Source organism: Mycobacterium sp. NGS39 (genome assembly GCF_059812765.1).
The window spans coordinates 61,624-87,564 of the sequence record NZ_JCALDH010000013.1; the positions used below are offsets into that span (position 1 = coordinate 61,624).

Genomic DNA, 25,941 nt, shown 5'->3' on the forward strand with positions numbered 1-25,941 from the left:
CCGCAATGGACACCAACGACCTCAACGCACTGGTGGCCGAGGCCGCCGCGATCCTCGACAAAGCGGCCGAGCGGTTCGTCGAGGGCCACGCCGCCGACCCGGCCGTGCGCAAGAAGGGCAACGACTTCGCCACCGAGATCGACCTGGCCATCGAGCGCCAAGTGGTCGAGGCGTTGACGTCGGCCACCGGCATCGAGGTGCACGGCGAGGAATTCGGCGGAGCCGACCTCGACTCACCATTGTTCTGGGTCCTCGACCCGATCGACGGCACGTTCAACTACGCGGCCGGTCTGCCGCTGGCGGCGATGCTGCTGGGCCTCGTCCGCGACGGAGAGCCGGTCGCAGGATTGACGTGGCTGCCGTTCACCAATGAGCGGTTCACCGGCGTCGTCGGAGGACCGTTGCGCTGCAACGGTGTCGACTTGCCACCGTTGGAACCGGCGGACCTCGAAGACGCTGTCGTCGGTGTCGGCACTTTCAACGTGGAGTGGCGTGGCCGGTTCCCGGGACGGTATCGGCTGGCGGTGCTGGAAAGCCTGAGCCGGGTGTCGTCCCGGCTGCGCATCCACGGCGCCACTGGCATCGACCTGGCGTACACCGCCGCCGGAATCCTCGGTGGCGCAATCAGTTTCGGCGATCACCTGTGGGACCATGCGGCCGGAGTAGCGCTGGTGCGGGCGGCCGGGGGCATCGTCACCGATCTCGCCGGCAATACCTGGACCATCCAATCGCAGGCGGCGCTGTCGGGCGTGCCGCGCTGTCATCAGCAGATCCTGAAGATCCTGCGCGACGTCGGCGACCCGAAGGACTACTGATGGGAGACGTCGCGGTTCGCGTCATCCCGTGCCTGGACGTCGACGGCGGCAGGGTGGTCAAGGGCGTGAACTTCGCCAACCTGCGTGACGCCGGCGATCCCGTCGAACTGGCCGCGGTCTACGACGCCGAAGGCGCCGACGAGCTGACGTTCCTGGACGTCACCGCATCGTCGTCGGGGCGGGCGACGATGCTCGACGTGGTGCGGCGCACCGCCGAGCAGGTGTTCATCCCGTTGACCGTCGGTGGGGGAGTGCGATCGGTGGCCGACGTCGACATGCTGCTGCGTGCGGGCGCCGACAAGGTATCGGTGAACACCGCCGCGATCGCGCGCCCGGAGTTGCTCGAGGAGTTGTCGCGGCGGTTCGGCTCGCAGTGCATCGTGTTGTCGGTGGACGCGCGCACCGTGCCGGCGGGGTCCCCGCCGACGCCATCGGGGTGGGAGGTCACCACGCACGGGGGACGGCGCGGCACCGGCATCGACGCCGTCGAATGGGCCGTGCGCGGAGCCGAACTCGGTGTAGGTGAAATATTGCTCAACTCAATGGATTTCGACGGTACGAAGGCAGGCTTCGACCTGCCGATGCTGCGCGCGGTGCGCGCAGCGGTCACGGTGCCGGTGATCGCCAGCGGCGGGGCGGGCGCTGCAGAACATTTCGCGCCTGCGGTCGTGGCGGGCGCCGACGCGGTGCTCGCCGCGAGCGTGTTCCATTTCCGCGAGCTCTCGATCAAGGAGGTCAAGGCAGCGATGGCGGCGGAAGGGATCACGGTCCGATGAGCGCTCTGGACGCGGGCATCGCCTCGCGGCTCAAACGCGACGCGAACGGCTTGATCACTGCCGTAGCGCAGGAGCGCGGCACTGGCAAGGTGCTGATGGTGGCCTGGATGGACGACATCGCGCTCGCTCGCACGTTGGAGACGCGCAAGGCGACCTACTACTCGCGGTCACGGCAGCAGCACTGGGTGAAGGGCGAGACGTCCGGCCACACCCAGCACGTGCACTCGGTGCGACTGGACTGTGATGGCGACACCGTTCTGCTGGAGGTCGACCAGGTAGGCGCCGCATGCCACACCGGCGACCACAGCTGCTTCGACGCGGACGTCCTGCTGGCCGACGACGCCGGCTAACGCTTCCGCGCGCGCAAGACCTCCAGCGCCTTGTCTGCGTGGGTGTTCATGTTGACCTCGCTCGAGATGACGTCGAGCACTTTGCGGTCGGTGTCGATCACGAACGTCGTCCGCTTCACCGGCAGGAACTTGCCCAAAAGGCCCCGTTTGACGCCGAATTGGGCGGCGACGGTCCCGTCGGCGTCGGACAGCACCGGAAAGTCGAAGTGGTGGTTGTCGGCGAACTTCGCCTGCTTGGCCACCGGATCGGTGCTGATGCCCACTCGCGACGCACCGACGTCGGCGAATTCCTTTGCCAGATCGCGGAAGTGACAGGCCTCGCGGGTACACCCGGGGGTTCCGGCGGCCGGATAGAAGAACAGCACCACGGGGCCGTCGGCCAGAAACTCGCTGAATTGGCGTACCTTGCCGGTCTGATCGGGCAGTTCGAACTCGTCGACCAGGTCACCACGTTTCATAAGTGCACAGGCTACGCCCGCCCGGGCACGCCGCCGGAAAGTGGGAAGATACACCCGTGACCTCGACCGCCGATCTCACCGGAGCTTCTGCTCTTCGCGCAAGCGGCTCATCGCCGTCTTCTGCTCTTCGCGCAAGCGGCTCATCGCCGTCTTCTGCTCTTCGCGCAAGCGGCTCATCGCCGTCTTCTGCTCTTCGCGCAAGCGGCTCATCGCCCACCACCACGCGCGAGCAGTTCCGGGCGCTCGCTGCCGAGCATCGGTTCGTGCCGGTCACCCGCAAGGTGCTCGCTGACAGCGAGACGCCGCTGTCCGCGTATCGCAAGCTCGGTGCCAACCGGCCCGGCACCTTCCTGCTCGAGTCCGCCGAGAACGGCCGGTCGTGGTCGCGGTGGTCGTTCATCGGTGCGGGCGCGCCGTCGGCGCTGACCGTGCACGACGGCGAGGCGGCCTGGATCGGGGCCACCCCGCAGGACGCCCCCCGCGGCGGCGACCCATTGGAGGCGCTGCGCGCGACGATGGACCTGCTCGCCAGCGAGCCGCTGCCGGGCTTGCCGCCGCTGTCGGGCGGCCTGGTGGGGTTCTTCGCCTACGACATGGTGCGCCGGCTCGAGCGGTTGCCGTCGCTGACGGAGGATGACCTGAAGTTGCCGGACATGGTGTTGCTGCTGGCCACCGACATGGCCGCAGTCGACCACCACGAGGGCACGATCACCCTGATCGCCAACGCGGTGAACTGGAACGGCACCGACGAGCGGGTGGACTGGGCCTACGACGACGCCGTCAAGCGGCTCGACGTGATGACGCAGGCGCTGAGCCAGCCGCTGCCCTCGACGGTCGCGACGTTCGACCGCCCGCAGCCGCTGCATCGCTCCCAGCGCACGGTCGAGGAGTACTGCGCGATCGTCGAGCGGTTGGTCGGCGAAATCGAGGCGGGCGAGGCGTTCCAAGTGGTGCCGTCGCAGCGATTCGAAATGGACACCACTGCCGAGCCGATCGACGTGTACCGCATGTTGCGCGTGTCCAACCCCAGCCCGTACATGTATCTGCTGCATATCCCGAAAGCCGATGGCAGCCTTGACTTTTCGATCGTCGGCTCCAGTCCTGAGGCGCTGGTCACCGTCCAGGACGGATGGGCGAGCACGCATCCCATCGCGGGCACGCGCTGGCGTGGCCACACCGAAGAAGAGGATCTGCTACTCGAAAAGGAGCTGCTGAGCGACGAGAAGGAACGCGCCGAGCATCTGATGCTGGTCGATCTGGGCCGAAACGACCTCGGTCGCGTGTGTGTGCCCGGCACCGTTCGCGTCGACGACTACAGCCACATCGAGCGGTACAGCCACGTCATGCACCTGGTGTCGACGGTGACCGGCCAGCTCGCCGAGGACAAGACGGCGCTGGACGCCGTCACCGCCTGCTTTCCGGCGGGCACGCTCTCGGGCGCGCCGAAGGTTCGGGCGATGGAGTTGATCGAAGAGGTGGAGAAGACGCGCCGCGGGCTCTACGGCGGCGTGGTGGGCTACCTCGACTTCGCCGGCAACGCCGACTTCGCGATCGCGATCCGCACCGCGCTGATGCGCGACGGCACCGCGTACGTGCAGGCGGGCGGGGGTGTCGTCGCAGACTCCAACGGCCCCTACGAGTACACCGAGGCGGCGAACAAGGCCAAGGCCGTGCTGAGTGCGATCGCCGCCGCAGAGACGCTGCGGTCGCCGTGATCCGGCTCGCGCAAGTCCTCCTGGTGCTGGGCGCGGCGGCGCTTTGGGTTGCCTCGCGGCTGCCGTGGGTCGTGCTGAGGTCGTCCGACGGGCTAGGCCAGCCCCGCACGACGACGCTGTCGGGCGGTACCTGGGCCCCGGCGCTGGTGCCGTTCGCGGTGCTGCTGCTGGCGGCGGCCGTCGCGGCACTGGCGGTGCGGGGGTGGCCGCTGCGCATCCTAGCGGTGCTGATCTCGCTGGTCAGCGCGGGCGCGGCCTATCTAGCGCTCACGCTGTGGACGATTCGCGACGTCGCGGTGCCTGCCGTGCGGCTGGTTGATCTTCCGGTCACCTCGCTGGTGGGCAGTTCCCGGCACTCTCCGGGTGCGGTGATCACGATGGTCGCGGCGGTGGTGACGCTGGCGGCCGCGGTGTTGTTGATGCGGGTCGCGGTGAAAGGCTTGGCTCGGGCGGAGAAATACGCCCCGCCGTCGCAACGGCGTGCCGTGACCGTGCAGGGAGACTCGTCGGCGACGATGTCAGAACGGATGTTGTGGGATGCGTTGGACGAAGGCTGTGATCCGACGGGCGACCCGACCCGGGACGCGCCTAGCGAGGGTCGGTGAGGGGCCGCACGCCCGTGGCGGCTACCCTTTCGATGTTGATCGCACGTCGGCTGTAGCGCAGGAGGGAGTCGACAGGGCCATGAGTTCGGCGACGGTGCTCGACTCCATTCTGGAGGGAGTTCGCGCCGATGTTGCCGCTCGTGAATCCGTCGTCCCGCTGGCCGAAGTAAAGGCCAAAGCCAAGGATGCGCCGCCGCCGCTCGACGTGATGGCAGCGCTGCGTGAGCCCGGTATCGGTGTGATCGCCGAAGTCAAGCGCGCTAGCCCGTCACGTGGCGAATTGGCTTCGATCGCCGATCCGGCGAAGCTGGCCCGCGCATACGAAGAAGGTGGCGCACGCATCGTCAGCGTGCTCACCGAGCAGCGCCGGTTTCACGGCTCGCTGGAGGACCTCGACGCGGTACGCGCTGCGGTGTCAATCCCGGTGCTGCGCAAGGACTTTATCGTTCGTCCCTACCAGATCCATGAGGCACGCGCACACGGCGCCGACATGCTGCTGCTGATCGTCGCGGCGCTTGATCAGCCCGCATTGGCGGCGATGCTCGACCGCACCGAATCGCTGGGCATGACTGCTCTGGTCGAGGTGCACACCGAAGAAGAGGCCGACCGGGCGCTGCAAGCAGGTGCCAAGGTGATCGGTGTCAACGCGCGAGATCTCAAGACCCTCAAGGTCGATCGGGATTGCTTCGCGCGGATCGCACCCGGCCTGCCGTCGAACGTTATTCGCATCGCCGAGTCGGGCGTCCGCGGCACCGCCGACCTGTTGGCCTACGCCGGCGCGGGTGCAGACGCTGTGCTCGTCGGCGAAGGGTTGGTGACCAGTGGTGATCCGCGAAGCGCGGTAGCGGATCTCGTGACGGCCGGCACCCACCCGTCGTGCCCGAAATCGGCTCGGTGAGCAGCCCGCAACTACCTCGGTCCAGTGCGGCCGTCGCCGAGCCGACTGCCCACGACCCTGACGCGCGCGGCCATTTCGGTGTCTACGGCGGCCGATTCGTGCCTGAGGCGCTGATGGCGGTGATCGAAGAGGTCACCGCCGCGTACGAAAAAGCCCGCACCGACCAGGAATTTCTCGACACCTTAGACCGTCTGCAAACCCACTACAGCGGTCGGCCGTCGCCTTTGTACGAGGCTCGTCGGCTCAGCGAGCACGCCGGCGGCGCGACGATCTTTCTCAAGCGAGAAGACCTGAACCACACTGGATCTCACAAGATCAACAATGTGCTCGGTCAAGCGCTGCTGGCACAGCAGATGGGCAAGACACGGGTGATCGCCGAGACCGGTGCGGGTCAGCACGGCGTCGCCACCGCGACGGCGTGCGCACTGCTCGGCCTCGAGTGCGTGATCTACATGGGCGCCGTCGACACGGCCCGACAGGCTTTGAACGTTGCCCGGATGCGGCTTCTGGGCGCTGAGGTGGTGTCGGTGACGTCCGGTTCACAGACGTTGAAGGACGCGATCAACGAGGCGTTCCGCGACTGGGTGACCAACGCTGAGCGCACCTACTACTGCTTCGGTACGGCAGCAGGACCGCACCCGTTCCCGATGATGGTCCGCGATTTTCAACGGGTGATCGGTTTGGAGACCCGCGCGCAGATCCTGGCTCAGGCCGGCCGCTTACCCGACGCGGTCACGGCTTGCGTGGGCGGTGGCTCGAACGCGATCGGCATTTTCCACGCGTTCATCGACGACCCGGCCGTGCGGCTGCTCGGCTTCGAAGCGGCCGGTGACGGTGTCGAAACCGGAAGGCACGCAGCCACTTTCACTGGTGGCTCGCCGGGTGCCTTCCAAGGCTCCTACTCGTATCTGCTGCAGGACGAAGACGGACAGACCATCGAAAGTCATTCGATTTCAGCGGGTTTGGACTACCCCGGGGTGGGCCCGGAGCACGCGTTGTTGAAGGACATCGGCCGGGCCGAATATCGCCCGATCACCGACACCGAGGCGATGGATGCGTTCCGGCTGCTGTGCCGCACGGAAGGCATCATCCCGGCGATCGAGTCGGCACATGCGGTGGCGGGGACGCTTCCGTTGGCGGCCGAGATCGGCCGCGGTGGAATCGTCGTCGTGAACCTGTCCGGGCGCGGCGACAAAGATGTCGCGACCGCGGCGAAATGGTTCGGGCTGATCGACGACGAGGGCGGCGTCGGTGGCTGAGCAAGCCCGGCTCAGCGAGCTGTTCGACTCGTGCCGGCAGCATGACCGCGCGGCACTGATCGGATACCTGCCGACGGGCTATCCCGACGTGCCGACGTCGCTGGACGCCATCAAAGCACTTGTCGAAAGTGGTTGCGACATCGTCGAAGTCGGGGTGCCGTACTCGGATCCGGGCATGGACGGCCCGACGATCGCGAAGGCGACGGAGGTTGCGCTGCGCGAAGGGGTGCGGGTGCGGGACTCGCTGCGCGCCGTCGAAGCGGTCAGCGATGCCGGCGGGCGCGCGGTGGTGATGACGTACTGGAACCCGGTGCTGCGTTACGGTGTCGACGCATTCGCCCGGGACCTGGCCGCGGCCGGCGGCTTCGGGATGATCACACCTGATTTGATCCCCGACGAAGCGGCAGAGTGGCTGGCCGCATCGGATGAGCACCGGTTGGACCGGATCTTCTTGGTGGCGCCGTCGTCGACGCCGCAACGGCTGGCCGCGACGGTTCAGGCGTGCCGGGGATTCGTCTACGCCGCGTCGACGATGGGTGTCACCGGCGCGCGAGACGTCGTGTCGAATACCGCCCCGGAGTTGGTGCGCCGAGTGAAGGAAGTTTCCGACATCCCCGTCGGCGTCGGACTCGGCGTGCGCTCTCGCGAGCAAGCGGCCGAGATCGCCTCTTACGCCGACGGAGTGATCGTGGGTTCGGCGCTGGTGTCGGCGCTGGGTGACGGTGGAATCGCGAAGATCCGTGAACTCACAGAGGAATTGGCAGACGGCGTGCGACAGAGGATTTCCGCGTGACGAGTTATCTGGCTTCGTTCCCGAGCCCACCGCAAGGTGTCTGGCATCTGGGTCCGCTTCCTATTCGTGCCTACGCGCTGTTCATCATCGTCGGCATCGTCGTCGCGCTGGTGATCGGTGACCGTCGCTGGGTGGCACGGGGAGGAGAACCAGGCGTCGTTTACGACATCGCCTTATGGGCGGTGCCGTTCGGGCTGATCGGTGGCCGGCTGTACCACGTGGTGACAGATTGGCACACTTATTTCGGCGACGACGGTTTGGGTTTTGTTGCAGCCCTTCGTATTTGGGACGGCGGCCTCGGCATATGGGGTGCGGTTGCGCTGGGCGCAGTGGGTGCGTGGATTGGTTGCCGGCGCCGCGGGATTCCGTTGCCCGCCTTCGGGGATGCCATTGCGCCGGGGATCATCCTGGCCCAGGCGATCGGCCGGTTGGGCAACTACTTCAATCAGGAGCTGTACGGACGCGAGACCACGTTGCCGTGGGGATTGCGGATCTACGAGCGCCGCGACGCGTCCGGTGCGGTGGACTACCTCAACGGCGTATCGACCGGCCTCGTCGAGAAGGTAGTGCAACCGACTTTCCTCTACGAAATGATCTGGAACGTCGTGGTTTTCGCGCTGCTGATCGTCGCGGACCGGCGGTTCAAGCTGGGACACGGACGCTTGTTCGCGCTGTACGTGGCGGCCTACTGCGTCGGCCGGTTCGGGGTCGAGCTGCTGCGTGACGACACGGCCACGCTGATCGCCGGTATCCGGATCAACTTGTTCACGTCGACATTCGTGTTCATCGGCGCGGTGGTGTACATCATGGCTGCGCCAAAGGGCCGAGAAGACCCGGCGACTCTTTCTGGCAAGCCGCGTGAAGAAGAGCAAAAGGCGTCGGTCGAGGCCGAAGAGGAAACGACCGAAGTTCCGGCGACGTCGGAGGATTCGGCGTTGGTCGAGTGGACCAAAGAGCTGGCGGCTGTGGCAGCGACGACCGGTGTGGTAGCGGGGACGATCGTCGCGGCCGAGGACGAAGACTCGGATCAGGCCCGCGAAGATGACCAGACCGAGGGCGCTCCAACTGATCGAGAGGCCATCGACGAGGCCGCTGCCGATGAGCCGGCTACGGAGGAGGCGCCCGCAGAGCCTGAGGCCGCCGCCGGGGAAGAAGAGCCGGTCGAGGAGCTGGCTGAGCCCGCCGAAGAAGCGGCAGAGGACGACGAGGGAACAGTCGCAGAGTCCGGGGGCGCCGATGAGAAAGAGGCCACCGACAGCGCGCCGGAGCCTGAGGCGGTCGAGGCCGCTGCTGAAGAGCTCGTCGAGGACGCTGAAGAGTCCGAAGAAGTAGGCGCGGTTGAGCAGCCGGAAGAAGAACCGGCTGAGTTGGAGACTGTCGCTGATGTAGAGGCCGCCGACAGCACGCCGGAGCCTGAAGAGCCCGTCGAGGACGCTGAAGAGTCCGTCGAAGACGTAGGCGCAGTTGAGCAGCCGGAAGAAGAACCGGCTGAGCCCGAGGTCGTCGCTGATGAAGAGGTGGCCGACAGCACGCCGGAGCCTGGAGAGCCCGTCGAGGACGCTGAAGAACCCGTCGAACAGGTAGGCGCGGTTGAGCTGCCGGAAGAAGAACCGGCTGAGCCCGAGGTCGTCGCTGATGAAGAGGCCGCCGACAGCACGCCGGAGCCTGAAGAGCCCGTCGAAGACGCTGAAGAACCCGTCGAACAGGTAGGCGCGGTTGAGCTGCCGGAAGAAGAACCGGCTCAGCCTCAGGCCGCTGACGAAGAGCGCACAGACGACGAAGAGCCCGCCGAGCAAGCTGAGGATGAATCCGAGACGGGCGCAGAGTCCGAGCAAGCCGTCGAAGAATCCAGCGACAAGTCAGCCGAATCCGATGAACCGGACGGTACGGACTCGAAAGCACTTGATACGGAAAGACTTTCCGAATCTTCGGAGGGTGCAGCGCCTGAGCAAAGTGCCGCGATTAGAGAGCCTGCTCGCGAACCCGTCGGTGGGCGAACTCGACGCTGGCGACTGCCCAGGTTCAGGAGTCGCACCAGATAGGGCCGACGAGTCCGTGGTGTCTGAACTCGAACCCTCGCGCCAAACACCCACCACCGCAAGAGCACCGAGTGGCATGCTGGGCCCATGACCGATCCGCAGTTCGGCCGTAGCGAGGAAGCAACTCCGCCGCCCGCCGGATACCCCTATCCGCCGCCATATCCAGGTGTGGACCCCGCCGCGCCCTACGGCCGCCATCCCGTCACAGGTGAGCCCTACTCCGACAAATCGAAGCTCACCGCAGGTCTGCTGCAGCTACTCGGCATCATCGGCGTCGCGGGCATCGGCCGCATGTACCTCGGTCAGGTCGGGCTCGGCGTCGTGCAGTTGATCGTCGGTCTCGTGACCCTCGGTGTCGGTGCATGGATCTGGGGCGTTATCGACGCCATCCTGATCCTCACCGACAACGTCCGCGATCCGCAGGGTCGGCCACTGCGCGATGGCACCTAGCTCGAAGCAGATCTCTAAAGGCCGGGCCTCGGCAGCAATCGCGGCGGGCGCCGCGTTCACCGGGGCGCTTGCCTATACCGGTCTGAACGACCCGCACCGCGCCGGCTCGCTGTTCCCACCATGCCCGTTCAAGCTCCTTACCGGATGGAACTGCCCGGCCTGCGGTGGTCTGCGCATGACGCACGATCTGCTCCACGCGGACCTGTCGGCAGCCGTCGTCGACAACGTCTTTCTGCTCGTCGGCATCCCGGCGCTTCTTGCGTGGTTCCTGTGGCGCCGCCGCACCGGAAGACCAGTGATGACGGTCACGGTCCTGACGGTCCTCGCCGCTCTTGTGTTGTCCTGGACTCTGATCCGCAACTTGCCCGGCTTCCCGCTGGTCCCGACGATCTACCGGGCATAGCACCCGCTCACGCTAGCCCGGCTGTCAACAGTTCTGCTTCCCGTCGGCTAACGGGGCTAAGGACTATGCTCGGAATTCGTGAATAGACGCGGGAAGATCGTCTGCACACTTGGCCCCGCCAGCAGTTCCGACGAGGTGGTGCGAGCTCTTGTCGAGGCCGGCATGGATGTTGCCCGCATGAATTTCAGTCACGGCGACCATGCCGAACACAAAACCGTCTACGACCGTGTCCGAGCCGCTTCAGACGTCACCGGCCGTGCCGTGGGCGTGCTGGCCGACCTGCAGGGACCGAAGATCCGATTAGGCCGGTTCGCCGCGGGCCACGCGTTCTGGCAGAGCGGTGACACGGTGCGGATCACCGTCGAGGAATGTGACGGCACCCACGACCGGGTGTCGACGACCTACAAGCAGCTCGCCCACGACGCCGCGCCGGGGGACCGGCTGCTGGTCGACGACGGCAAGGTGGTGCTCGTCGTCGAACGCATCGACGGCAACGACGTGGTGTGCACCGTCACTGAGGGCGGCCCGGTATCCAACAACAAAGGCCTGTCGCTTCCCGGCATGAACGTATCGGTGCCCGCAATGTCCGACAAAGACGTCGACGACCTCGAATTCGCAATGGAGCTCGGTGTCGATCTGGTGGCGCTCTCGTTCGTGCGGTCGCCAGCCGACATCGAACTCGTTCACGACGTGATGGACCGTGTCGGCCGACGGGTGCCGGTGATCGCCAAGCTCGAAAAGCCCGAAGCCATCGACAATCTCGAAGCGATCGTGCTGGCTTTCGATGCCGTGATGGTCGCTCGTGGCGATCTCGGTGTGGAGCTGCCGCTCGAGGAAGTGCCGCTGGTGCAGAAGCGGGCGATCCAAATGGCAAGGGAGAACGCCAAACCCGTGATCGTCGCGACCCAGATGCTCGAGTCGATGGTGGAAAACCTGCGACCCACCCGGGCCGAGGCGTCCGACGTCGCCAACGCCGTGCTCGACGGAGCCGACGCGCTGATGATGTCGGGGGAGACGTCGGTGGGCAAGCACCCGGTGGAGGCCGTCAAGACGATGGCGCGAATCATCACTGCGGTAGAACAGAATTCGACGGCCGCACCTCCGCTGACCCATGTACCGCGCACCAAACGCGGCGTCATCTCCTACGCCGCCCGCGACATCGGCGAACGCCTCGACGCCAAAGCGCTGGTGGCATTCACCCAGTCCGGCGATACGGTGCGTCGGCTAGCCCGCCTGCACACGCCACTGCCGTTGCTGGCCTTCACCGATCGTCCGGAAGTGCGCAGCCAGCTTGCGCTCACCTGGGGCACAGAGACATTCATCGTGCCGCACATGCACACCACCGACGAAATGATCCGCGTGGTGGACAAGTCGCTGCTCGAGTTGGGCCGCTACAAGCGAGGCGACCTTGTGGTGATCGTGGCAGGCGCTCCACCGGGAACGGTGGGCTCCACCAACCTCATCCACGTCCACAGGATCGGAGAGGACGACCATTAGCTCAGCCGACGAGCGCCGCAGCGATTTCGACCAGCTCCTGGCCACGCTCGATCTGACGCGCGTCGACGACGATACTTTCCTCGGCTCCCACCCCAGCAAGACCCCCGTCCGCACGTTCGGCGGTCAGCTGATGGCGCAATCCCTGATCGCCGGTACCCACACGGTCATATCGCATCTGCCGCTCGCGGCGCTGACCGCGACCTTCATCAACGGCGGCGACCCGACTGCCGACATCGAGTACCGCGTAGTGAACCTGCGCGACGAACGCCGATTCGCCAATCGGCGCGTCGATGCCACGCAGGACGGCAATCTGCTTGCCTCCGTGATGCTTTCGTACTTATCCGGCGGTCGAGGGCTGGAGCATGGCGTCGAGCCTCCGCAGGTGCCGGACCCGAACATGTTGCCGCCCATCGAGGAATACCTGCGCGGCTACGAGGCCACAGTCCCGGGATTCGTCAACGCACTGCGACCGATCGAGTGGCGTTACGCCAACGACCCGGCCTGGGTGATGCGCAGGAAGAAGGGCCGGCTGCCGCACAACCGCGTCTGGATGAAAGCCCACGGCAAGCTGCCCGAAGATCCGACGCTGCACACGGCCGCCATGGTCTACGCCTCGGATACCACGATCTTGGACTCGATCATCACCACGCACGGACTGTCGTGGGGATACGACCGCATCTTCGCAGTCACCGTCAACCACTCGGTGTGGTTTCACCGCCAAGTCAACTTCGACGACTGGGTGTTGTATTCGACGACTTCCCCCGTCGCGGCGGATTCGCGCGGCCTGGGCACCGGCCACTTCTTCAACCGCGGTGGTGCGGTGCTCGCCACCGTCGTGCAGGAGGGCGTCGTGAAGTATTTCCCCGGATCACGGCGCTGACAGCGGGTAATCTTCTGGTGGTGACAGAGCCGGTCAAAGTCGCGAAAGTACGCGCCCGCGAACGCGTTGTCGTCAGTGTCGACAGGCCGGCGGCGCGGTGGATCGGCGCGCTGGCAGTCCTGAGCTTGTTCTGCTGGCTCGTGGTGTTACTGGCCCATGATTACCACCACGCCGACTGGGCGGCATCCGGCCGACTGGCGTGGTCGTTGGTGATTTTGACCGGTGTCGCGCTGATCGCGCGCGGCATCTTCCTGGGCCGCCCCGTGACCACAGCGCACGCGACAGCCGCAATGGTGGTGCTGCTCATCGGCTTCGGTGCGCATCTGCTGTCGTTCGACGTGCTGGGCAATGTGCTGGTCGCCGGCGCCGGCTGGGTGTTGATGTGGCCGACGGCGTCGCGACCGCAGCCGGACGACCTTCCCCACGTATGGCGGCTGATCAACGCCACCGAAGGCGACCCGCTCGCACCGTTCGCGATGCAGGCGCAGAAGAGCTACTTCTTCAGCGTCGACGGGACGGCGGCGATCGCTTACCGCACCCGCATCGGATTCGCCACGGTCAGCGGGGATCCGCTCGGCGACGAAAGCCAATTTCCACAGCTGATCGCCGACTTCGTCGTGATGTGTCACACCAGGGGCTGGCGGATCATCGTGCTCGGCTGCAGCGAGCGGCGCTTGCCCCTGTGGCGCAATGACGCGGTGGTGGGCCAACGGATGCGCAGTGTGCCGATCGGGCGCGACGTCGTCATCGACGTACAGAGCTTCGACATGGTGGGACGCAAGTACCGCAATCTGCGCCAAGCCGTGCAGCGTACTCACAACTTCGGGATCACCACCGAGGTTGTCGCCGAGCAGGATCTCGACGACGCGCTGCAAGCGGAGCTGGCACAGGTGTTGATCGCTTCGCACAGCGGTGCGCGTACCGAGCGGGGATTTTCGATGATTCTCGACGGCGCACTCGAGCGTCGGTATCCCGGCATCCAGTTGATCGTCGCCCGTGACCATGACGGGCAGGTGCACGGTTTCCACCGGTACGCGACGGCCGGCGGCGGCAGGGACATCACCCTGGACGTGCCGTGGCGTCGTCCAGGAGCACCCAACGGCATCGACGAACGGCTCAGCGTCGACATGGTGTTGAAAAGTAAAGCCCTTGGCGCAGAACGGGTTTCATTAGCATTCGCAGCATTCCCGGAAGTTTTCGACAACAAGGACCGCAACTGGCTCCAAGACGTCGTCTACAACGCGATCCACCTGCTCGATTCGCTGATCTCGCTGGAGTCGCTATACCGGTATCTGCGCAAGTTCCACGCGCTCGGACAGCGGCGGTTTGTGCTGCTGTCACTGCGGCACGTGCTGCCGGCGGCTGTGGTGCTGTTGTCGCTGGAGTTCATGCCGCGCAGGCGTCGGCTCTGGCTCACGGCGTGTTCGTCAGCGTGACGCTGTACTTGGTCTCCAGGCTATCGCGGAACTGGTCCTCGCACTGCTGCTGTGCGCTCGTATCGTTGCCTGCCTTGTTCATGCAATCCATGAAGTCCTTGCCGCCACCCTCTTTGAAGATCGCGACGCCGACGACCGCGTAGATGGCAAGGAATGCCAGCGCGGCCACGATCGACAGGAACCCTAGGATGATGCCGGCCAGCGCGACGCCCCCGTTGTTCGCTTCTCCGCGGTTCACGCGGCCACGCCCGACGAACCCGAGGATCACGGCGATGATGCCGAGGATGACGCCACCGACGACGCTCCAGCACGACAGCAAGCCGATGATCGCCAGCACCAACGCCGCAGTGCCGAGCCCGTTTCGCGGCGGGACAGGCAGCGGGGCCTGACCGGCGTAGGGCATCGGCGGTGGCGGCGGATACTCGCCGTACTGTCCCTGTTGCGGATATCCGCCGTACTGTCCCGGGGGCGGTGTGTCCGGCTGGTTCGGGTCCGTCATGCGTTCGTTCCTTCCGCGGTGACACGTCGTTCGACGAACTCGTCGACCCTCTTCGAGGCCTTACGGATTCCGAATGCGGACACGATTTCGAACACACCCATCACGATGAGCCAAATGCCGGTCACCAGAGCCAAGATGACGAGCGAGCGGAACGGAGAAGCCATCACGACGATGCCCGCGATGATGCTGACGATGCCGAAGAAGATCTCCCAGCCGCGGCCGGGCATGCCCGGATCGCTGATCGCAGAGGTTGTTGTTGCGACACCACGGAAGATGAAACCCACCGCGATCCAGATGGCCAGCAGCAGAACAGCAGTCGCTTCATCTGTACCGAAATGACGGAAAGCCAGAATGCCGAGGATCAAAGCCGCCGCGCCGCTGATGAACAACAAGACCCTGCCGCCCGCTGAAATATGCAGGGTGAGTGCGAAGAACACTTGGAAGATACCGCTGACAAGCAAATAGGCGCCCAACAGAATCGCGGCAACGAGGATCGTCTTGCCGGGCCACCACAGGACAAGTACACCGAGAATCAGCGACGCAATTCCGGAGATCAGCGTCGTCCACCAGAGATGTTTGAGCAGCTTGGGGCGTTCGGGAGCAGTCATGCGTGAAGTGTTCCACAGGCCAAGTCGACCGGTGAGCATTTCGCCGTCGCGCGATCAACACGTCGAGTAAGTGGCACGCATCGAATGCGTTGCTCGGCATGGCCGAACGACATTTCAGCGCCGACGCCAGGCCTTGCAGCCTTTGGTTTCGAACACTGCCCCGTTAGGACCTAACACAATGTCCGTGGCGCCCGAATTGCTTCGGTGGATGATCGCGGCCATTGTCTGCACTCCGTGGTCGAGCTGAGGCCACCCGATCCGCCATCCGCACCGCACCGTCGCCGCCATACCCACGGCGTTGATGCTCCGCGGCCCGTCGGTGTGCCACCTTCCGGCGGGGATGTCCTTGCCGATGGTGTAGGTGCCATCGGTCACCGGCTCGGCGGCGGCTTCGGGCGAAGGACCGGCCGATTCCCCTGTGAGAAGTGAGGGCCCACCGACCAGGAGCAAGGAGGCGGCACCGATGACGCCCACGGCTTGCAGCCCGTTCACGGCGCGAGATCGTACGTCAGCTGCTTTGCGGGCTCGGAAACATTCTCCCCGCTAGTGTTCACGTACTGGCTCCTGCGGTCGTCGACGTCACCTGGTCGACGGCCCCGACCGAAAAGAGAGGCAATGACGAGATCAGGCGCATGGCTGGTGGCCGGAGCGATCGTCGTCTCCGCGGCCCTGGCCCTCACCGGCTGTACCAGCAACACGGAAAGCTCCGGACCGGGCGGATCGACCACGTCGGTGAAGCCGGCCAAGGTCGACGAGATCGCCAACCTGTTGCCGGACAAGATCAAGACGGCGGGCAGGATCGTCGTCGGCACCGATCCCACCTACGCGCCCAACGAATTCAAGGACGCCAACGGCAACATCATCGGCTTCGACGTCGACCTGCTCAACGCCGTCGCAGCGGTGCTTGGTGTCACCCCCGAGTACCGGGCATCGGCTTTCGACAAAATCATTCCGTCGATCCAGGGCGGCACCTATGACATGGGGATGTCGTCGTTCACGGACAACAAGGAACGCGAGCAGCAGGTCGACTTCGTCGACTACTTCCGCGCCGGATCGCTATGGGCCCAGCGGCCCGGCGCGCCGATCGACCCCAACAACGCATGCGGGAAAAAGGTGGCGGTGCAGACGGGCACCGTGCAAGACACCGAAGAGCTGCCGGCCAAGAACGCAGACTGCCTCAAGAAGGGTCAGCCGCCGATCAACGTGCTGAAGTTCGACGGCCAGGACGCGGCGACCAATGCAGTGATGCTGGGCCAAACCGACGCCATGACAGCCGATTCCCCGGTCACCGCGTGGGCGATCAAGCAGAGCAGCGGCAAGCTGGAAGCTGCCGGTGAGCTGTTCCAGTCAGCGCCGTACGGCTGGGCGGTGCCGAAGGGCTCGCCGCTGGGACAGGCGCTGTTGAGGGCGCTCGAGCACGTGATCCAGACCGGTGACTACAAGAAGATTCTCGACAATTGGGGCGCCCACACCGGCGCAATCGACAAGCCGGTGATCAACGGCGCAGTCGGCTGATCGTGGCCGCCGAGGCATCGCCACCGCCTGCCATCGATGCCGTGCCGCTGCGGCATCCGTGGCGGTGGGTGACAGCGATCATCATCACCGTGCTGGTGGCGCTGTTCTTGTGGGGAGCCGCCACCAACCCGGCCTACTACTGGTCGACGTACGCCAAATACCTATTCGACCAACGGATTTCGATTGCGGCGTGGAACACCATCCAGCTGACGATCCTGTCGATGGTGTTGGCCGTGGTGCTGGGCGTGACCCTGGCCGTGATGCGGTTGTCACCCAACCCGGTGCTGCGGTCGGTGTCCTGGGTGTACATCTGGATCTTCCGCGGCACGCCGGTGTACGTCCAATTGGTGTTCTGGGGCCTTTTTCCGGTGCTGTACAAGAACATCCAGGTTGGTATCCCCTGGGGGCCGACGTTCTTCCACTTCACGCTGCAGAACTTCTCGTTCTACTTCGTGATGGCGGTCATCGGGCTGGGGCTCAACGAGGCGGCCTATATGGCCGAAATCATCAGGGCCGGCATCAATTCGGTGCCCGAAGGCCAAACGGAGGCGTCGATCGCACTGGGCATGTCGTGGTGGATGACAATGCGCCGCACCGTGCTTCCCCAGGCGATGCGCGTGATCATCCCGCCCACCGGAAACGAGGTCATCAGCATGCTGAAGACCACGTCGCTGGTGATCGCAGTGCCGTACACCCTCGAGTTGTACGGCCGCGCCCATGACATCGGCTTGGCGCTGTTTCAACCGATTCCGCTGCTGCTCGTGGCGGCTACGTGGTACCTGGCCATCACCAGCGTGCTGATGGTGGGGCAGTACTACCTGGAGCGGTATTTCTCGCGGGGGGCGTCACGCAAGCTCACGTCCAAGCAGCTCGAGGCGCTCGCGCAGGCCAAGCGCGCATTCGAGGAGCACGTATGACGGCGATGGTGGTCGCCGAACAGGTATGTAAGAACTTCGGTGCGCTCGAGGTGCTCAAGGGTGTGACGCTGACGGTCGAGCGCGGGCAGGTGCTGTGCATCGTCGGCCCTTCCGGCTCGGGCAAGTCGACGTTTCTGCGCTGCATCAACCACCTGGAGAACATCACCGCCGGCCGGCTCTACGTGGACGGTCAGCTGGTGGGCTATCGCGAGAAGGGCGGCAAGCTGCACGAATTGCCGCCGCGTGAGGCAGCCAAGCAACGCCGCGACGTCGGAATGGTGTTCCAGCACTTCAACCTTTTTCCGCATCGCACCGCGCTGCAAAACATCGTCGAGGCGCCCATCCACGTCAAGAAGGTGAAGAAGGACGTCGCGGTGAAACGGGCCCGCGAGTTGCTGGACCGGGTCGGGCTCTCCGATAAGGCCGACGCCTATCCGGCGCAGCTGTCGGGTGGACAGCAGCAGCGCGTCGCGATCGCCCGGGCACTGGCTATGGACCCGAAGTTGATGCTGTTCGACGAGCCGACGTCGGCGCTGGACCCTGAGCTCGTGGGCGAGGTGCTTTCAGTGATGCGAGACCTCGCGCGTGGCGGAATGACGATGCTGGTGGTTACCCATGAGATGGGCTTCGCGCGTGAGGTCGCCGATCAACTGGTGTTCATGGACGAAGGCGTGATCGTGGAGAGCGGCAACCCGCGCGAGGTGCTCGCATCACCTAAACATCAACGCACCCAAGCGTTTTTGTCCAAGCTGTTGTGATACTGGCGCGCAGAGATACCGGATCAGGCGCGGGCACCGGCCGCCGCGCACGCCAGCTGGACCTCATGAGCGTCGTTGTTGAGGCTGGACGCGGCCGAGTTGAGCGCGTCGCCGCCGCCGCGCAGCCCCATCGTGAGGACCAGCCGCGCGGCGTTCAGCGCCCACTTTCGCATCGGGTCTGCGATCTCCGGCGCCAATCCCGGTGTCCCCGAAGCGTTTAGCGCCACCGCGGCGGCTTGCCGCAATGCCGTCCGGCCGACGACATTGGAGTCTGAGACCTCGGGATCCTGATAATTCACCAGGTTGCCATTGCCTGCGGTGGCGTATGCGAAGTCCTCGTAGTTGACGGCGGCGTAGTTCCACGCAGTCGAGAACTGCCGGCAGGCGTCCGCGGCGGCCGCATCGGCGCCGGCGGCGATCGGAGGGGCGGCAGCCGGGGCGGCGACCGTCGAACCCGGCGACGTGGGGTGGGGCTCGTCGGCTGCGGCCGGCTCTGCAACGGCGCAGGGTGCGACCGAAAGACCGACACCGAGTGTCAAGAGGAAAGCGGCCAACCCCTGTCCGCGTACTCGTGATGACTTCATCATTTCCTTCCAGAGACTCGAACGTCTCAAGGCTAGGTCGAGGTGAAATGGTGCGGGCGCCAACTGTCCGCATCGTGAACAGGAATCAAACAGCGGATGACCGGAGGTGAGCGAGTGCAGACACGGCGCCATGTCTTTCCCCCGCGAGCCTTGCCGAGCGCTGCGATTTCCGGGCATTTCTCGCCACCGACATGCCGTATCTTGCATGCTCAGTAGTCGGTAACCGGGCGCGAACTGTTGACGCACCGTTTACCGTTTGGACACCCGGCCCATCGAAGATTCCCGGGACAGATTCCATGGGGATTCAGATGATGAGAGGCGCCACCACGACATGTTGAATCGATTTGCCACGCTGGCTGCCGTTGGCCTGCTGGTCCCGGTCGGGACGGCTCCACTCGCTCTTGCCGACCCACCCCCCGCTCCCGTTGTGCCGGCCGCCGACACCGCTCCACCGCCCGGCGAGCCCGGCGGCCCCGGCCCTGCCGGTCCCGTGCCGTCTGCTCCACCCGGAGTGCTGAAAACCCCTGACGGCTACACCCTGACGGTCGTCGGCAAGAACGAGTCGATGGAGCCGGTGGCGCCGCTGACCGGCGCGCCGACCTCTCGCGAGTACCTCGTCGACGGAACGTTCACCGGATCGGTGACGGGTTCGGGTGGACCGAAGCTCGCCGGCGGGACGCTGGAAGCCGGATACCAAATCGGCTGCGGCATTGCGCAGGACGACATCGAAAGCATTGTCTCGGCGGGTATCCAACCGGGCATATCGCTTCTCAGTCCGAGCAGTGTGTTGCCGATCTTCCCGGTCACCATCAACCCCTCGCTGTCGTACCAGATGAAGATCGACCTCAAGCCCGGCACGGTGAACATCGTCCCGATCGACAAGAAGAAGTTCAAAGGCACGTCGCCGGTGATCAATATCACTGGTCTACGTGTCAAGTTCGACCAGTGCGCAGGTGCGTCGTTCATTCGGTCCTACGCGACGCTGACCAGCTCCACCGACGACACCGATGACGTCATCACCTACACCGGCGTCACCAAGATGGTCTGACAGCGGTCGAAATCGCCCGGCGGATCGCATGCCCCCGCCCACGGCGGGGGCATGCGGCTGTTCGCGGGGAATGCCACTTAATGTGTGGCGCAGAACGCAGCCCTTCCGGATGCAACAAGTTTGCCGGTGTGCTATAGCCGCATCGAATTCGGATATTTTCCAGCGCTTTTCGGCTTCGCAGTAGTCGGCAATCGGGTGCGAACTGTTGGCGCGCCGTTTACCGTTTGGACACCCGGTCCATTGAAGATTCCACGGACAGATCCCACGGGGATTCGAGATATGAGAGGCGCCGACACGACATGTTGAATCGTTTTGCCATGGTGGCCGCTGCATGCACGCTGGTCCCGCTGAGCGTCGCTCCGTTCGCTCTGGCCGACCCGCCGCCGCCTCCGCCGGCGGAGCCCGTCGCCGACGCAGGACCACCGCCTGACACCGGAGCCGTGCCGTCGGGGCCTCCGGGCGTCGCCCACACCACCGACGGGCGCACGTTGACCGTGGTCGCCAAAGACGAGACGCAGCTGCCGGTGGCGCCGCTGACGACGTCGTTGGCATCACGTGACTGGCTGGTGGGCGCCACCTTCACCGGGACAGGAATGGGCTCAGCGAAGGGCGGCACGCTCGAAGTCGGCTACCAGATCGGTTGCGCCATCGAGATGGACAAGGTGAAGCTGAACGGCAGCATCGGCATCGGCGGCAGTAACTCACTTGCCACCAGTGGTCTGACTTCGGGAATCAACTTCCCCATCCAGGGTCAGATCGAAATCGAGCCGAGGCCCGGCACCGTGACAAGCGTTCCCGTGGACAAAAAGGAGTTCAAGGGCAACTCGACCCGAGTGACGGTGAGGGATGTCCACATCAAGATCGACAACTGCGTTGGAGCGTCATCGCTGCGCTCTTATGCGATATTGACCAGCTCCAACGGTGACACGGACGACGTGGTCGCGTACTACGGCGTCGCCAAGGTCTTCTGAGTCGAGATGGCCCGGACAAGACGAAGCACCAGGCCGGCGGCTCTTGCGGCGGTGAGTCTGCTCGCCGTTGGCGGTGCGCTCGCGTCGTCGGCTACCGCCGCTGCCGATCCACCACCGCCGGCACCAGCACCGGCTGAGCCGCCGCCCGCGCCGAACGCCGCACCGGTCGGCTTTGTGCCGCCACCGGGAGTGCTTCAGGGGTTTTTGCCGAACGGTGCAATGGCGCCCGGGTCGGGCTATGACTTCCTGCTGGGCCAGGCACCCGTCCCCACGGTCGCCAGCGGTACACCCGATCAGCCTGCGCAGCCATTTCTGGTGGACCAGAACGCGATTCAAGCCCTGCGTCCCATCAACTTCGGGCTTACCGGGCAGGGGCAGCAATCGCTCTACAGCTATACGCCCGCCGCGGCCGATGCACCGCCCGGTGGTCTTCTCGACAACATCAGGGGAGCGCGCGGCCTCTTCCACTATCCGATGGGCAAGCTCGACCCGTCTCAGCTGGGCGAGCCGCTTCCGGGAACCGCGCCGCCCCCGGGAACCAACATCCCATTGGGGCTGAATTGGCCGGAGCCACCGCCTGCTCCTGACGCTGCGTTGCCACCGGCTCCACCGCCGGGCAGCTGACTGCAGAGCACTATCGGATCGCGGCTTCCTTTGCGGCTGAGTGCATTTCGTTCTCTGAGGCACTGTCGCGCTCGGCCACCAGGAACCACGTCCGCATGACGCCTTTGCCTTTGACCTGCACCTCGCCGCGCGGCTCGAACACGAACGTGTCTTTGAGACGCTCGTAAACCTCCTGCGGCACTTGGATACGGCCCAGAACGCCGGTGGACTCCATTCGCGATGCGACATTCACCGCGTCGCCCCACACGTCGTAGAAGAATCGGCGGGTGCCCACCACGCCGGCCACCACTGGACCGACACCCATGCCGATCCGCATCGGAACCGATTCTCCCGCTTCGTCTTTGAGATCGGCGATGGTGTCGGCGATTTCCAGCGCCAGGCATGCCAGCGCCTCGAGGTGGTCAGGCCGCGGTTCGGGAACCCCGCTGACCACCATGTAGCAGTCGCCGCTGGTCTTGATCTTCTCGAGGCCGTGCTGCTCGACCAGACGGTCGAACTCCGTGTAGAGCACGTTGAGAAACTCGACCAGGTCCGCGGGAGTCGACTGGCTGGCACGCTCCGTGTAGCCGGCGATGTCGGCGAACAGGACCGAGGCGTCGTCGTACTTGTCGGCGATGATCGTGGTGGCTGGGTTCTTCAGCCGCGTCGCGATGCTCTCGGGCAGGATGTTGGCCAGCAACTGTTCCGAGCGTTCGTATTCCTCCTCCATCGCTGCTTCAGCGCGTCCGATCTCACGCAGCGCGTACCAGACTGTGGCGACGGCCATCACGCACGCAGACACCACCGACGTGACGAAGCCCGCCGGCAGCGCCCAGGGGGCTTGCAGTCCCGTGTCGGCGGGGACGGTGAATTGCAGCGCGATCACGATGCCCGCGCCGGTTGCGACGAGGATGCACGCGAGCACGATGTGCTCGATTCCCAGCACCAGCACCGCGACAGTGGCCGCGACGAGGAAGTAGAACTGCAAGCCCGCGCCCGTGCCGACATTCCAGATCAGCACCGAGAGCACCACGTACGACGTCAGGGTCAGCGTGAGCTGGGATACGACAAGGTCGTATCGATGCAGCAGCGGGATCGCGAGGAAGATGACGCCGGCTACGACGTTGATCATCGCCACGCGCCAGATCCCGTTCTCGGTCACGAGCTGAACCACCGCGAAGCCGATGGTGACCACCGCTGCGATGGCGGTGGTGATGTTGATGACTTTGCGGCTGCGCGCTTCGCGGTCGGCGTAGTGCCGGCTACGCGCCGTGGCTTGGGGCCGAAGGTGCATCGGGGGACCGCAGAAGGTCCGGGCGGGGCCTGCTGCCGCGTCATTGACCTCGGCGGCCATCCTCACAGCTTATCGGGCGACGCCGGCGACGGCGGGTCTCCGCAGAGATCGACGGCTATCCGATGGCGCCGGCAGGTTCACCGCCGTCCTGCAGCCCAGGGTCGGTGTCGACGTCCACCGGCATCGTCGGGCCGGAATCCAGACCCGTGCTCCCCGCAGGCTGGCCCATGCCGGGCCCGCTTGCGACGTCAGGTTCGGTTTGCGGACCGGTCGACAGCCCGGTGCTGCCGGCAGGGTCGCCGGGATTGCATTCACTGGACGTGGCCTCGACGCAGTCGACCGGGTCGACGGGTTCGTCGACGAACACGGCGAGGTGACGTGCCGAAGTGTCCGCAATCGCGGGGTTTGCCGCGGCGGCTGGTGCAACGGCGAGCGTAATTGCCGCCAGCGCAATACCGCCGAATGCGGCCGAGGCGATCGTCGCTGCTTTGGTGTTCATGTGCAGTCCCTTCGTAATTGCTGTCCATCTTGAGGTCAACGGGACCGCGATCTGACGACTTTGGCGAAATTGTCGGGCAAGCAAGCGTGGCCAGGCTCCGCGCGAATCGTCCTCTGGCCGTGTGCAACCAGCGTGGGCCATACGAAAAGCCTTGCGAGTCAATCACATTCGCAACAGCGCCACGAGAAGTCAGTGTCACCCTCGAGCGGCGATGCTGCGCCGGAAGTGCCCTCGGTGGGATTCGAACCCACACTGTCTGGGTTTTGAGTCCAGTTCCTCTGCCAGTTGGGATACGAGGGCGCAGCAACTCACGATAGCGATGCTCGCACAGGCTCCTCCACTTCGGTGCCCGCGTCGTCTGACGCCGACGGTGACGGACGCCGGCTGCCGTAGGCGATGATCCCGATCGCGAGGACGCCGAGCACCATCAGCATTTCGCGCAAAAGCCAGCCGATCACCGCCTCGACAAGTGAGGCGTCGACCAGCCAGTCCTGCCCGACTTCGGGGGTGGCGAAGACCGTCACCAGCGTGCCGCCGATGACCACCGCACGGGCCCACCAGCCGCGGTGGAACCAGATGAACACTGCGGCCGGTACCAGGTACACCCAGTGATGCACCCAACTGATCGGAGAGATCAGCGTCGCTGTCATGCCGGTCACCAGGCCGCCGGCCAGCAAGCCCGAATGAGCTGTGGCTCGTCGGGCCAGCAGCAGCCCACCCACGGCGGCGACGGCCGTCAGGGTCAGCGCCAGCGGCCGCGTCCAGTCACCCACGGCCGCGAGCAGGCCCTGGATCGAGTTGTTGCCCGACGTGGCGAACTTGGTGCCTAGTGCCACCCTGTCGGTCAGGTGCCACAGGCCGTGGGTGAAGAACGCGATGCTCAGCGAGGGCCGGACCAGGAACGCCAGGACGAAGGCGCCCGCGCAGCTGGCCAGGCTCCACCAGAACATCCGCCACTGCCTGGCCGCGGCGAGATAGATGATGAACAGCCCCGGCGTCAGCTTGATCGCAGCAGCCAGCCCGATCAGCAGTCCTGGGGGTATGCGGCGCCCGAGCGCGGTGTCGTCGCGCCGGGTGAGATCGGCGATCACCAGCAGCATCAAGAGGATATTGATCTGGCCGAAGAAGAAGTGCGCGTACACCATGATCGTGGCGCACGCGACCGATGCGATGCCGAAGACGGCGATCCAGCGGTACCGCAGCTGCGCAGGCGTCACCATCGCAATCACCGCCACCAGCGCCAGCATCGAGGCGATGCTCCACGCCCACAGTCCGACTTCTTGGCTGCCGAGGTTCGTGGGCCACAGCACCAGCGCGCCGAACGGCGTGTACGTGAACGGCAGGCCCTCGTCGGCGATGTGCTGGCCGTGCAGGTTGCCGGCGTACAGGTCGGCACCCTGCCATGCCGCTGCCGACCCATAGCGGTAGACCGCCCAGTCCACCGGGTAGACATCGCGGATTCGCTCGTAGATCCACGTTGCGGCCACTGCCATCAGTGCCGCCGCGACGACGACCCAGGGCTGCGCAGCTGACCGCAGCGACCGGGCATTCACACAGCGGATGGTACCCACGTTGCATGTCACAACCCCCCGGTCGCCGCGCCGCGTGTGCCACGACACAATGGCACCCATGACCGGGTCATCGTCGGAGCCACGAGCGACGAACACAACGCCGCGCCGCGTACTCGTCGCCGAAGACGAGGCCCTCATCCGGCTCGACTTGGCCGAGATGCTCAAGGAAGAGGGCTATGAGGTCGTCGGGCAAGCCGGCGACGGGCAAGAAGCTGTGGAGCTTGCCGATTCGCTCAAGCCCGACCTGGTGATCATGGACGTCAAGATGCCCCGCCGCGACGGCATCGATGCGGCCCGGGAAATCGCGCAGAAGCGGATTGCGCCGATCGTGGTGTTGACTGCGTTCAGCCAGCGAGAGCTCGTCGAGCGCGCTCGGGACGCCGGCGCGATGGCCTACCTGGTCAAGCCGTTCTCGGCGACCGACCTCGTTCCGGCCATCGAGGTCGCCGTCAGCCGGTTCAACGAAATCGCCGAGCTGGAGCGGGAGGTGGCGAGCCTCTCGGATCGATTGGAGACCCGCAAACTCGTCGAACGTGCCAAAGGCCTGCTGCAGAGCAAGCAGGGGATGAGCGAGCCGGAGGCGTTCCGCTGGATCCAGCGAGCCGCAATGGACCGCCGGACCACGATGAAGCGGGTGGCCGAAGTGGTGCTCGAGACGCTCGGCGAGCCCCCACCGGAATGAAGGACGCCTCGTCGGCCA

General features: G+C 65.5%; 29 protein-coding genes, 1 tRNA gene and 1 pseudogene. 21 read left to right on the plus strand and 10 right to left on the minus strand.

The window, feature by feature from the left end:
• Nucleotides 1-5 precede the first annotated feature (5 nt).
• Genes AC5Y39_RS17810 through hisI form a run of 3 tightly spaced genes read left to right on the plus strand, consistent with a single transcriptional unit; the run spans nt 6 to nt 1,941 of the window.
• A complete protein-coding gene (locus tag AC5Y39_RS17810; protein ID WP_500020465.1) occupies nt 6-815 on the plus strand; it encodes an inositol monophosphatase family protein in 810 nt (269 codons plus the stop codon).
• Nucleotides 815-1,591: an imidazole glycerol phosphate synthase subunit HisF gene (hisF, locus tag AC5Y39_RS17815; protein WP_500020467.1), complete on the plus strand. Its 777-nt coding sequence runs from the start codon at nt 815-817 to the stop codon at nt 1,589-1,591. The genes AC5Y39_RS17810 and hisF overlap by 1 nt, the downstream gene beginning before the upstream one ends.
• Nucleotides 1,588-1,941 (plus strand): phosphoribosyl-AMP cyclohydrolase, encoded by a 354-nt coding sequence (gene hisI / locus AC5Y39_RS17820; protein WP_500020469.1) that lies wholly within the window; start codon nt 1,588-1,590, stop codon nt 1,939-1,941. The genes hisF and hisI overlap by 4 nt, the downstream gene beginning before the upstream one ends.
• Here hisI and AC5Y39_RS17825 read toward each other — a convergent pair.
• Together AC5Y39_RS17825 and AC5Y39_RS17830 are read right to left on the minus strand one after the other, a co-directional pair.
• On the minus strand, nt 1,938-2,399 hold the full coding sequence (locus AC5Y39_RS17825) for a peroxiredoxin (RefSeq protein ID WP_500020470.1): 462 nt from the start codon (nt 2,397-2,399) through the stop codon (nt 1,938-1,940). The genes hisI and AC5Y39_RS17825 overlap by 4 nt on opposite strands.
• A 75-nt stretch (nt 2,400-2,474) precedes the next feature.
• On the minus strand, nt 2,475-2,609 hold the full coding sequence (locus AC5Y39_RS17830; protein WP_500048268.1) for a hypothetical protein: 135 nt from the start codon (nt 2,607-2,609) through the stop codon (nt 2,475-2,477).
• Nucleotides 2,610-2,614: 5 nt separating this feature from the next.
• Between AC5Y39_RS17830 and AC5Y39_RS17835 the strand changes: the two are divergent.
• The 11 genes and pseudogenes from AC5Y39_RS17835 to AC5Y39_RS17885 form a co-directional block, all read left to right on the plus strand.
• Nucleotides 2,615-4,114: pseudogene (locus tag AC5Y39_RS17835) on the plus strand (anthranilate synthase component I); the annotation flags it as partial.
• Nucleotides 4,111-4,719, plus strand: a complete 609-nt coding sequence (locus tag AC5Y39_RS17840; RefSeq protein ID WP_500020473.1) for a TIGR02234 family membrane protein — start codon at nt 4,111-4,113, stop codon at nt 4,717-4,719. The pseudogene AC5Y39_RS17835 and the gene AC5Y39_RS17840, both read left to right, overlap by 4 nt.
• A 79-nt stretch (nt 4,720-4,798) precedes the next feature.
• Nucleotides 4,799-5,617: an indole-3-glycerol phosphate synthase TrpC gene (gene trpC, locus AC5Y39_RS17845; protein ID WP_500020475.1), complete on the plus strand. Its 819-nt coding sequence runs from the start codon at nt 4,799-4,801 to the stop codon at nt 5,615-5,617.
• Nucleotides 5,605-6,876 carry a tryptophan synthase subunit beta gene (gene trpB, locus AC5Y39_RS17850; RefSeq protein ID WP_500020592.1) on the plus strand — a complete coding sequence of 424 codons (1,272 nt, stop codon included), beginning with the start codon at nt 5,605-5,607 and terminating at the stop codon, nt 6,874-6,876. The genes trpC and trpB overlap by 13 nt, the downstream gene beginning before the upstream one ends.
• Nucleotides 6,869-7,669 carry a tryptophan synthase subunit alpha gene (gene trpA, locus AC5Y39_RS17855; RefSeq protein WP_500020477.1) on the plus strand — a complete coding sequence of 267 codons (801 nt, stop codon included), beginning with the start codon at nt 6,869-6,871 and terminating at the stop codon, nt 7,667-7,669. The genes trpB and trpA overlap by 8 nt, the downstream gene beginning before the upstream one ends.
• The gene (lgt, locus tag AC5Y39_RS17860) at nt 7,666-9,711 is read left to right on the plus strand and encodes a prolipoprotein diacylglyceryl transferase (RefSeq protein ID WP_500020479.1); all 2,046 of its coding nucleotides are present in this window, start codon (nt 7,666-7,668) and stop codon (nt 9,709-9,711) included. The genes trpA and lgt overlap by 4 nt, the downstream gene beginning before the upstream one ends.
• An 84-nt stretch (nt 9,712-9,795) precedes the next feature.
• Complete coding sequence (locus AC5Y39_RS17865) at nt 9,796-10,158, plus strand: TM2 domain-containing protein (protein ID WP_500020481.1); 363 nt, start codon at nt 9,796-9,798, stop codon at nt 10,156-10,158.
• Nucleotides 10,148-10,561, plus strand: a complete 414-nt coding sequence (locus tag AC5Y39_RS17870; RefSeq protein ID WP_500020483.1) for a DUF2752 domain-containing protein — start codon at nt 10,148-10,150, stop codon at nt 10,559-10,561. Before AC5Y39_RS17865 ends, AC5Y39_RS17870 begins: the two co-directional genes overlap by 11 nt.
• Before the next feature lie 78 nt (nt 10,562-10,639).
• The gene (gene pyk, locus AC5Y39_RS17875; protein WP_500020485.1) at nt 10,640-12,058 is read left to right on the plus strand and encodes a pyruvate kinase; all 1,419 of its coding nucleotides are present in this window, start codon (nt 10,640-10,642) and stop codon (nt 12,056-12,058) included.
• The gene (locus tag AC5Y39_RS17880) at nt 12,054-12,938 is read left to right on the plus strand and encodes an acyl-CoA thioesterase II (RefSeq protein ID WP_500020594.1); all 885 of its coding nucleotides are present in this window, start codon (nt 12,054-12,056) and stop codon (nt 12,936-12,938) included. Before pyk ends, AC5Y39_RS17880 begins: the two co-directional genes overlap by 5 nt.
• A gap of 17 nt (nt 12,939-12,955) precedes the next feature.
• Nucleotides 12,956-14,374: a bifunctional lysylphosphatidylglycerol flippase/synthetase MprF gene (locus tag AC5Y39_RS17885; RefSeq protein ID WP_500020487.1), complete on the plus strand. Its 1,419-nt coding sequence runs from the start codon at nt 12,956-12,958 to the stop codon at nt 14,372-14,374.
• On the opposite strand, the gene AC5Y39_RS17890 is transcribed toward AC5Y39_RS17885, so the two are convergent.
• From AC5Y39_RS17890 to AC5Y39_RS17900, 3 genes are all read right to left on the minus strand, one after another.
• Nucleotides 14,352-14,873 carry a DUF4190 domain-containing protein gene (locus AC5Y39_RS17890; protein ID WP_500020489.1) on the minus strand — a complete coding sequence of 174 codons (522 nt, stop codon included), beginning with the start codon at nt 14,871-14,873 and terminating at the stop codon, nt 14,352-14,354. The genes AC5Y39_RS17885 and AC5Y39_RS17890 overlap by 23 nt on opposite strands.
• Nucleotides 14,870-15,481, minus strand: a complete 612-nt coding sequence (locus tag AC5Y39_RS17895) for an HdeD family acid-resistance protein (protein WP_500020596.1) — start codon at nt 15,479-15,481, stop codon at nt 14,870-14,872. Before AC5Y39_RS17895 ends, AC5Y39_RS17890 begins: the two co-directional genes overlap by 4 nt.
• A 114-nt stretch (nt 15,482-15,595) precedes the next feature.
• Nucleotides 15,596-15,973: an Rv1352/Rv1906c domain-containing protein gene (locus AC5Y39_RS17900; RefSeq protein ID WP_500020491.1), complete on the minus strand. Its 378-nt coding sequence runs from the start codon at nt 15,971-15,973 to the stop codon at nt 15,596-15,598.
• 123 nt (nt 15,974-16,096) lie between these two features.
• Between AC5Y39_RS17900 and AC5Y39_RS17905 the strand changes: the two genes are divergently transcribed.
• The 3 genes from AC5Y39_RS17905 to AC5Y39_RS17915 are packed head-to-tail and all read left to right on the plus strand — an operon-like array spanning nt 16,097 to nt 18,671.
• On the plus strand, nt 16,097-16,996 hold the full coding sequence (locus tag AC5Y39_RS17905) for an ABC transporter substrate-binding protein (protein WP_500020493.1): 900 nt from the start codon (nt 16,097-16,099) through the stop codon (nt 16,994-16,996).
• 2 nt (nt 16,997-16,998) lie between these two features.
• The gene (locus AC5Y39_RS17910; protein WP_500020495.1) at nt 16,999-17,913 is read left to right on the plus strand and encodes an amino acid ABC transporter permease; all 915 of its coding nucleotides are present in this window, start codon (nt 16,999-17,001) and stop codon (nt 17,911-17,913) included.
• A gap of 5 nt (nt 17,914-17,918) precedes the next feature.
• Complete coding sequence (locus AC5Y39_RS17915) at nt 17,919-18,671, plus strand: amino acid ABC transporter ATP-binding protein (RefSeq protein WP_500020598.1); 753 nt, start codon at nt 17,919-17,921, stop codon at nt 18,669-18,671.
• Between the two features lie 23 nt (nt 18,672-18,694).
• Here AC5Y39_RS17915 and AC5Y39_RS17920 read toward each other — a convergent pair whose 3' ends face one another.
• Nucleotides 18,695-19,255 carry an Rv2240c family protein gene (locus tag AC5Y39_RS17920; protein WP_500020496.1) on the minus strand — a complete coding sequence of 187 codons (561 nt, stop codon included), beginning with the start codon at nt 19,253-19,255 and terminating at the stop codon, nt 18,695-18,697.
• Nucleotides 19,256-19,586: 331 nt separating this feature from the next.
• Here AC5Y39_RS17920 and AC5Y39_RS17925 point away from each other — a divergent pair, with 331 nt between their 5' ends.
• From AC5Y39_RS17925 to AC5Y39_RS17935, 3 genes are all read left to right on the plus strand, one after another.
• Complete coding sequence (locus tag AC5Y39_RS17925) at nt 19,587-20,303, plus strand: MspA family porin (RefSeq protein ID WP_500020498.1); 717 nt, start codon at nt 19,587-19,589, stop codon at nt 20,301-20,303.
• A 299-nt stretch (nt 20,304-20,602) separates the two neighbouring features.
• Complete coding sequence (locus AC5Y39_RS17930) at nt 20,603-21,274, plus strand: MspA family porin (RefSeq protein WP_500020500.1); 672 nt, start codon at nt 20,603-20,605, stop codon at nt 21,272-21,274.
• 51 nt (nt 21,275-21,325) lie between these two features.
• Complete coding sequence (locus AC5Y39_RS17935; protein WP_500020502.1) at nt 21,326-21,898, plus strand: hypothetical protein; 573 nt, start codon at nt 21,326-21,328, stop codon at nt 21,896-21,898.
• 10 nt (nt 21,899-21,908) lie between these two features.
• Here AC5Y39_RS17935 and AC5Y39_RS17940 read toward each other — a convergent pair whose 3' ends face one another.
• The 4 genes from AC5Y39_RS17940 to AC5Y39_RS17955 form a co-directional block, all read right to left on the minus strand.
• The gene (locus AC5Y39_RS17940; protein WP_500020504.1) at nt 21,909-23,231 is read right to left on the minus strand and encodes an adenylate/guanylate cyclase domain-containing protein; all 1,323 of its coding nucleotides are present in this window, start codon (nt 23,229-23,231) and stop codon (nt 21,909-21,911) included.
• 55 nt (nt 23,232-23,286) lie between these two features.
• Nucleotides 23,287-23,670, minus strand: coding sequence for a hypothetical protein (locus AC5Y39_RS17945; RefSeq protein ID WP_500020506.1), 384 nt, complete (start codon nt 23,668-23,670; stop codon nt 23,287-23,289).
• A 226-nt stretch (nt 23,671-23,896) separates the two neighbouring features.
• A tRNA-Leu gene (locus AC5Y39_RS17950) sits at nt 23,897-23,970 on the minus strand.
• Between the two features lie 8 nt (nt 23,971-23,978).
• A complete protein-coding gene (locus tag AC5Y39_RS17955; protein ID WP_500020508.1) occupies nt 23,979-25,223 on the minus strand; it encodes a glycosyltransferase family 87 protein in 1,245 nt (414 codons plus the stop codon).
• Between the two features lie 76 nt (nt 25,224-25,299).
• Between AC5Y39_RS17955 and AC5Y39_RS17960 the strand changes: the two genes are divergently transcribed.
• A complete protein-coding gene (locus AC5Y39_RS17960; RefSeq protein ID WP_500020510.1) occupies nt 25,300-25,923 on the plus strand; it encodes an ANTAR domain-containing response regulator in 624 nt (207 codons plus the stop codon).
• Nucleotides 25,924-25,941 lie beyond the last annotated feature (18 nt).

What these genes read in the sequence shown, in the direction of transcription:
- AC5Y39_RS17810 (WP_500020465.1), top strand. Translation starts at nt 6, where the DNA reads ATGGACACCAACGACCTCAACGCACTGGTGGCCGAGGCCGCCGCGATC.
- hisF (WP_500020467.1), top strand. Translation starts at nt 815, where the DNA reads ATGGGAGACGTCGCGGTTCGCGTCATCCCGTGCCTGGACGTCGACGGC.
- hisI (WP_500020469.1), top strand. Translation starts at nt 1,588, where the DNA reads ATGAGCGCTCTGGACGCGGGCATCGCCTCGCGGCTCAAACGCGACGCG.
- AC5Y39_RS17825 (WP_500020470.1), bottom strand. Translation starts at nt 2,399, where the DNA reads ATGAAACGTGGTGACCTGGTCGACGAGTTCGAACTGCCCGATCAGACC.
- AC5Y39_RS17830 (WP_500048268.1), bottom strand. Translation starts at nt 2,609, where the DNA reads ATGAGCCGCTTGCGCGAAGAGCAGAAGACGGCGATGAGCCGCTTGCGC.
- trpC (WP_500020475.1), top strand. Translation starts at nt 4,799, where the DNA reads ATGAGTTCGGCGACGGTGCTCGACTCCATTCTGGAGGGAGTTCGCGCC.
- AC5Y39_RS17865 (WP_500020481.1), top strand. Translation starts at nt 9,796, where the DNA reads ATGACCGATCCGCAGTTCGGCCGTAGCGAGGAAGCAACTCCGCCGCCC.
- AC5Y39_RS17870 (WP_500020483.1), top strand. Translation starts at nt 10,148, where the DNA reads ATGGCACCTAGCTCGAAGCAGATCTCTAAAGGCCGGGCCTCGGCAGCA.
- AC5Y39_RS17890 (WP_500020489.1), bottom strand. Translation starts at nt 14,873, where the DNA reads ATGACGGACCCGAACCAGCCGGACACACCGCCCCCGGGACAGTACGGC.
- AC5Y39_RS17895 (WP_500020596.1), bottom strand. Translation starts at nt 15,481, where the DNA reads ATGACTGCTCCCGAACGCCCCAAGCTGCTCAAACATCTCTGGTGGACG.
- AC5Y39_RS17905 (WP_500020493.1), top strand. Translation starts at nt 16,097, where the DNA reads ATGACGAGATCAGGCGCATGGCTGGTGGCCGGAGCGATCGTCGTCTCC.
- AC5Y39_RS17915 (WP_500020598.1), top strand. Translation starts at nt 17,919, where the DNA reads ATGGTGGTCGCCGAACAGGTATGTAAGAACTTCGGTGCGCTCGAGGTG.
- AC5Y39_RS17920 (WP_500020496.1), bottom strand. Translation starts at nt 19,255, where the DNA reads ATGAAGTCATCACGAGTACGCGGACAGGGGTTGGCCGCTTTCCTCTTG.
- AC5Y39_RS17925 (WP_500020498.1), top strand. Translation starts at nt 19,587, where the DNA reads ATGTTGAATCGATTTGCCACGCTGGCTGCCGTTGGCCTGCTGGTCCCG.
- AC5Y39_RS17930 (WP_500020500.1), top strand. Translation starts at nt 20,603, where the DNA reads ATGTTGAATCGTTTTGCCATGGTGGCCGCTGCATGCACGCTGGTCCCG.
- AC5Y39_RS17940 (WP_500020504.1), bottom strand. Translation starts at nt 23,231, where the DNA reads ATGGCCGCCGAGGTCAATGACGCGGCAGCAGGCCCCGCCCGGACCTTC.
- AC5Y39_RS17945 (WP_500020506.1), bottom strand. Translation starts at nt 23,670, where the DNA reads ATGAACACCAAAGCAGCGACGATCGCCTCGGCCGCATTCGGCGGTATT.
- AC5Y39_RS17960 (WP_500020510.1), top strand. Translation starts at nt 25,300, where the DNA reads ATGACCGGGTCATCGTCGGAGCCACGAGCGACGAACACAACGCCGCGC.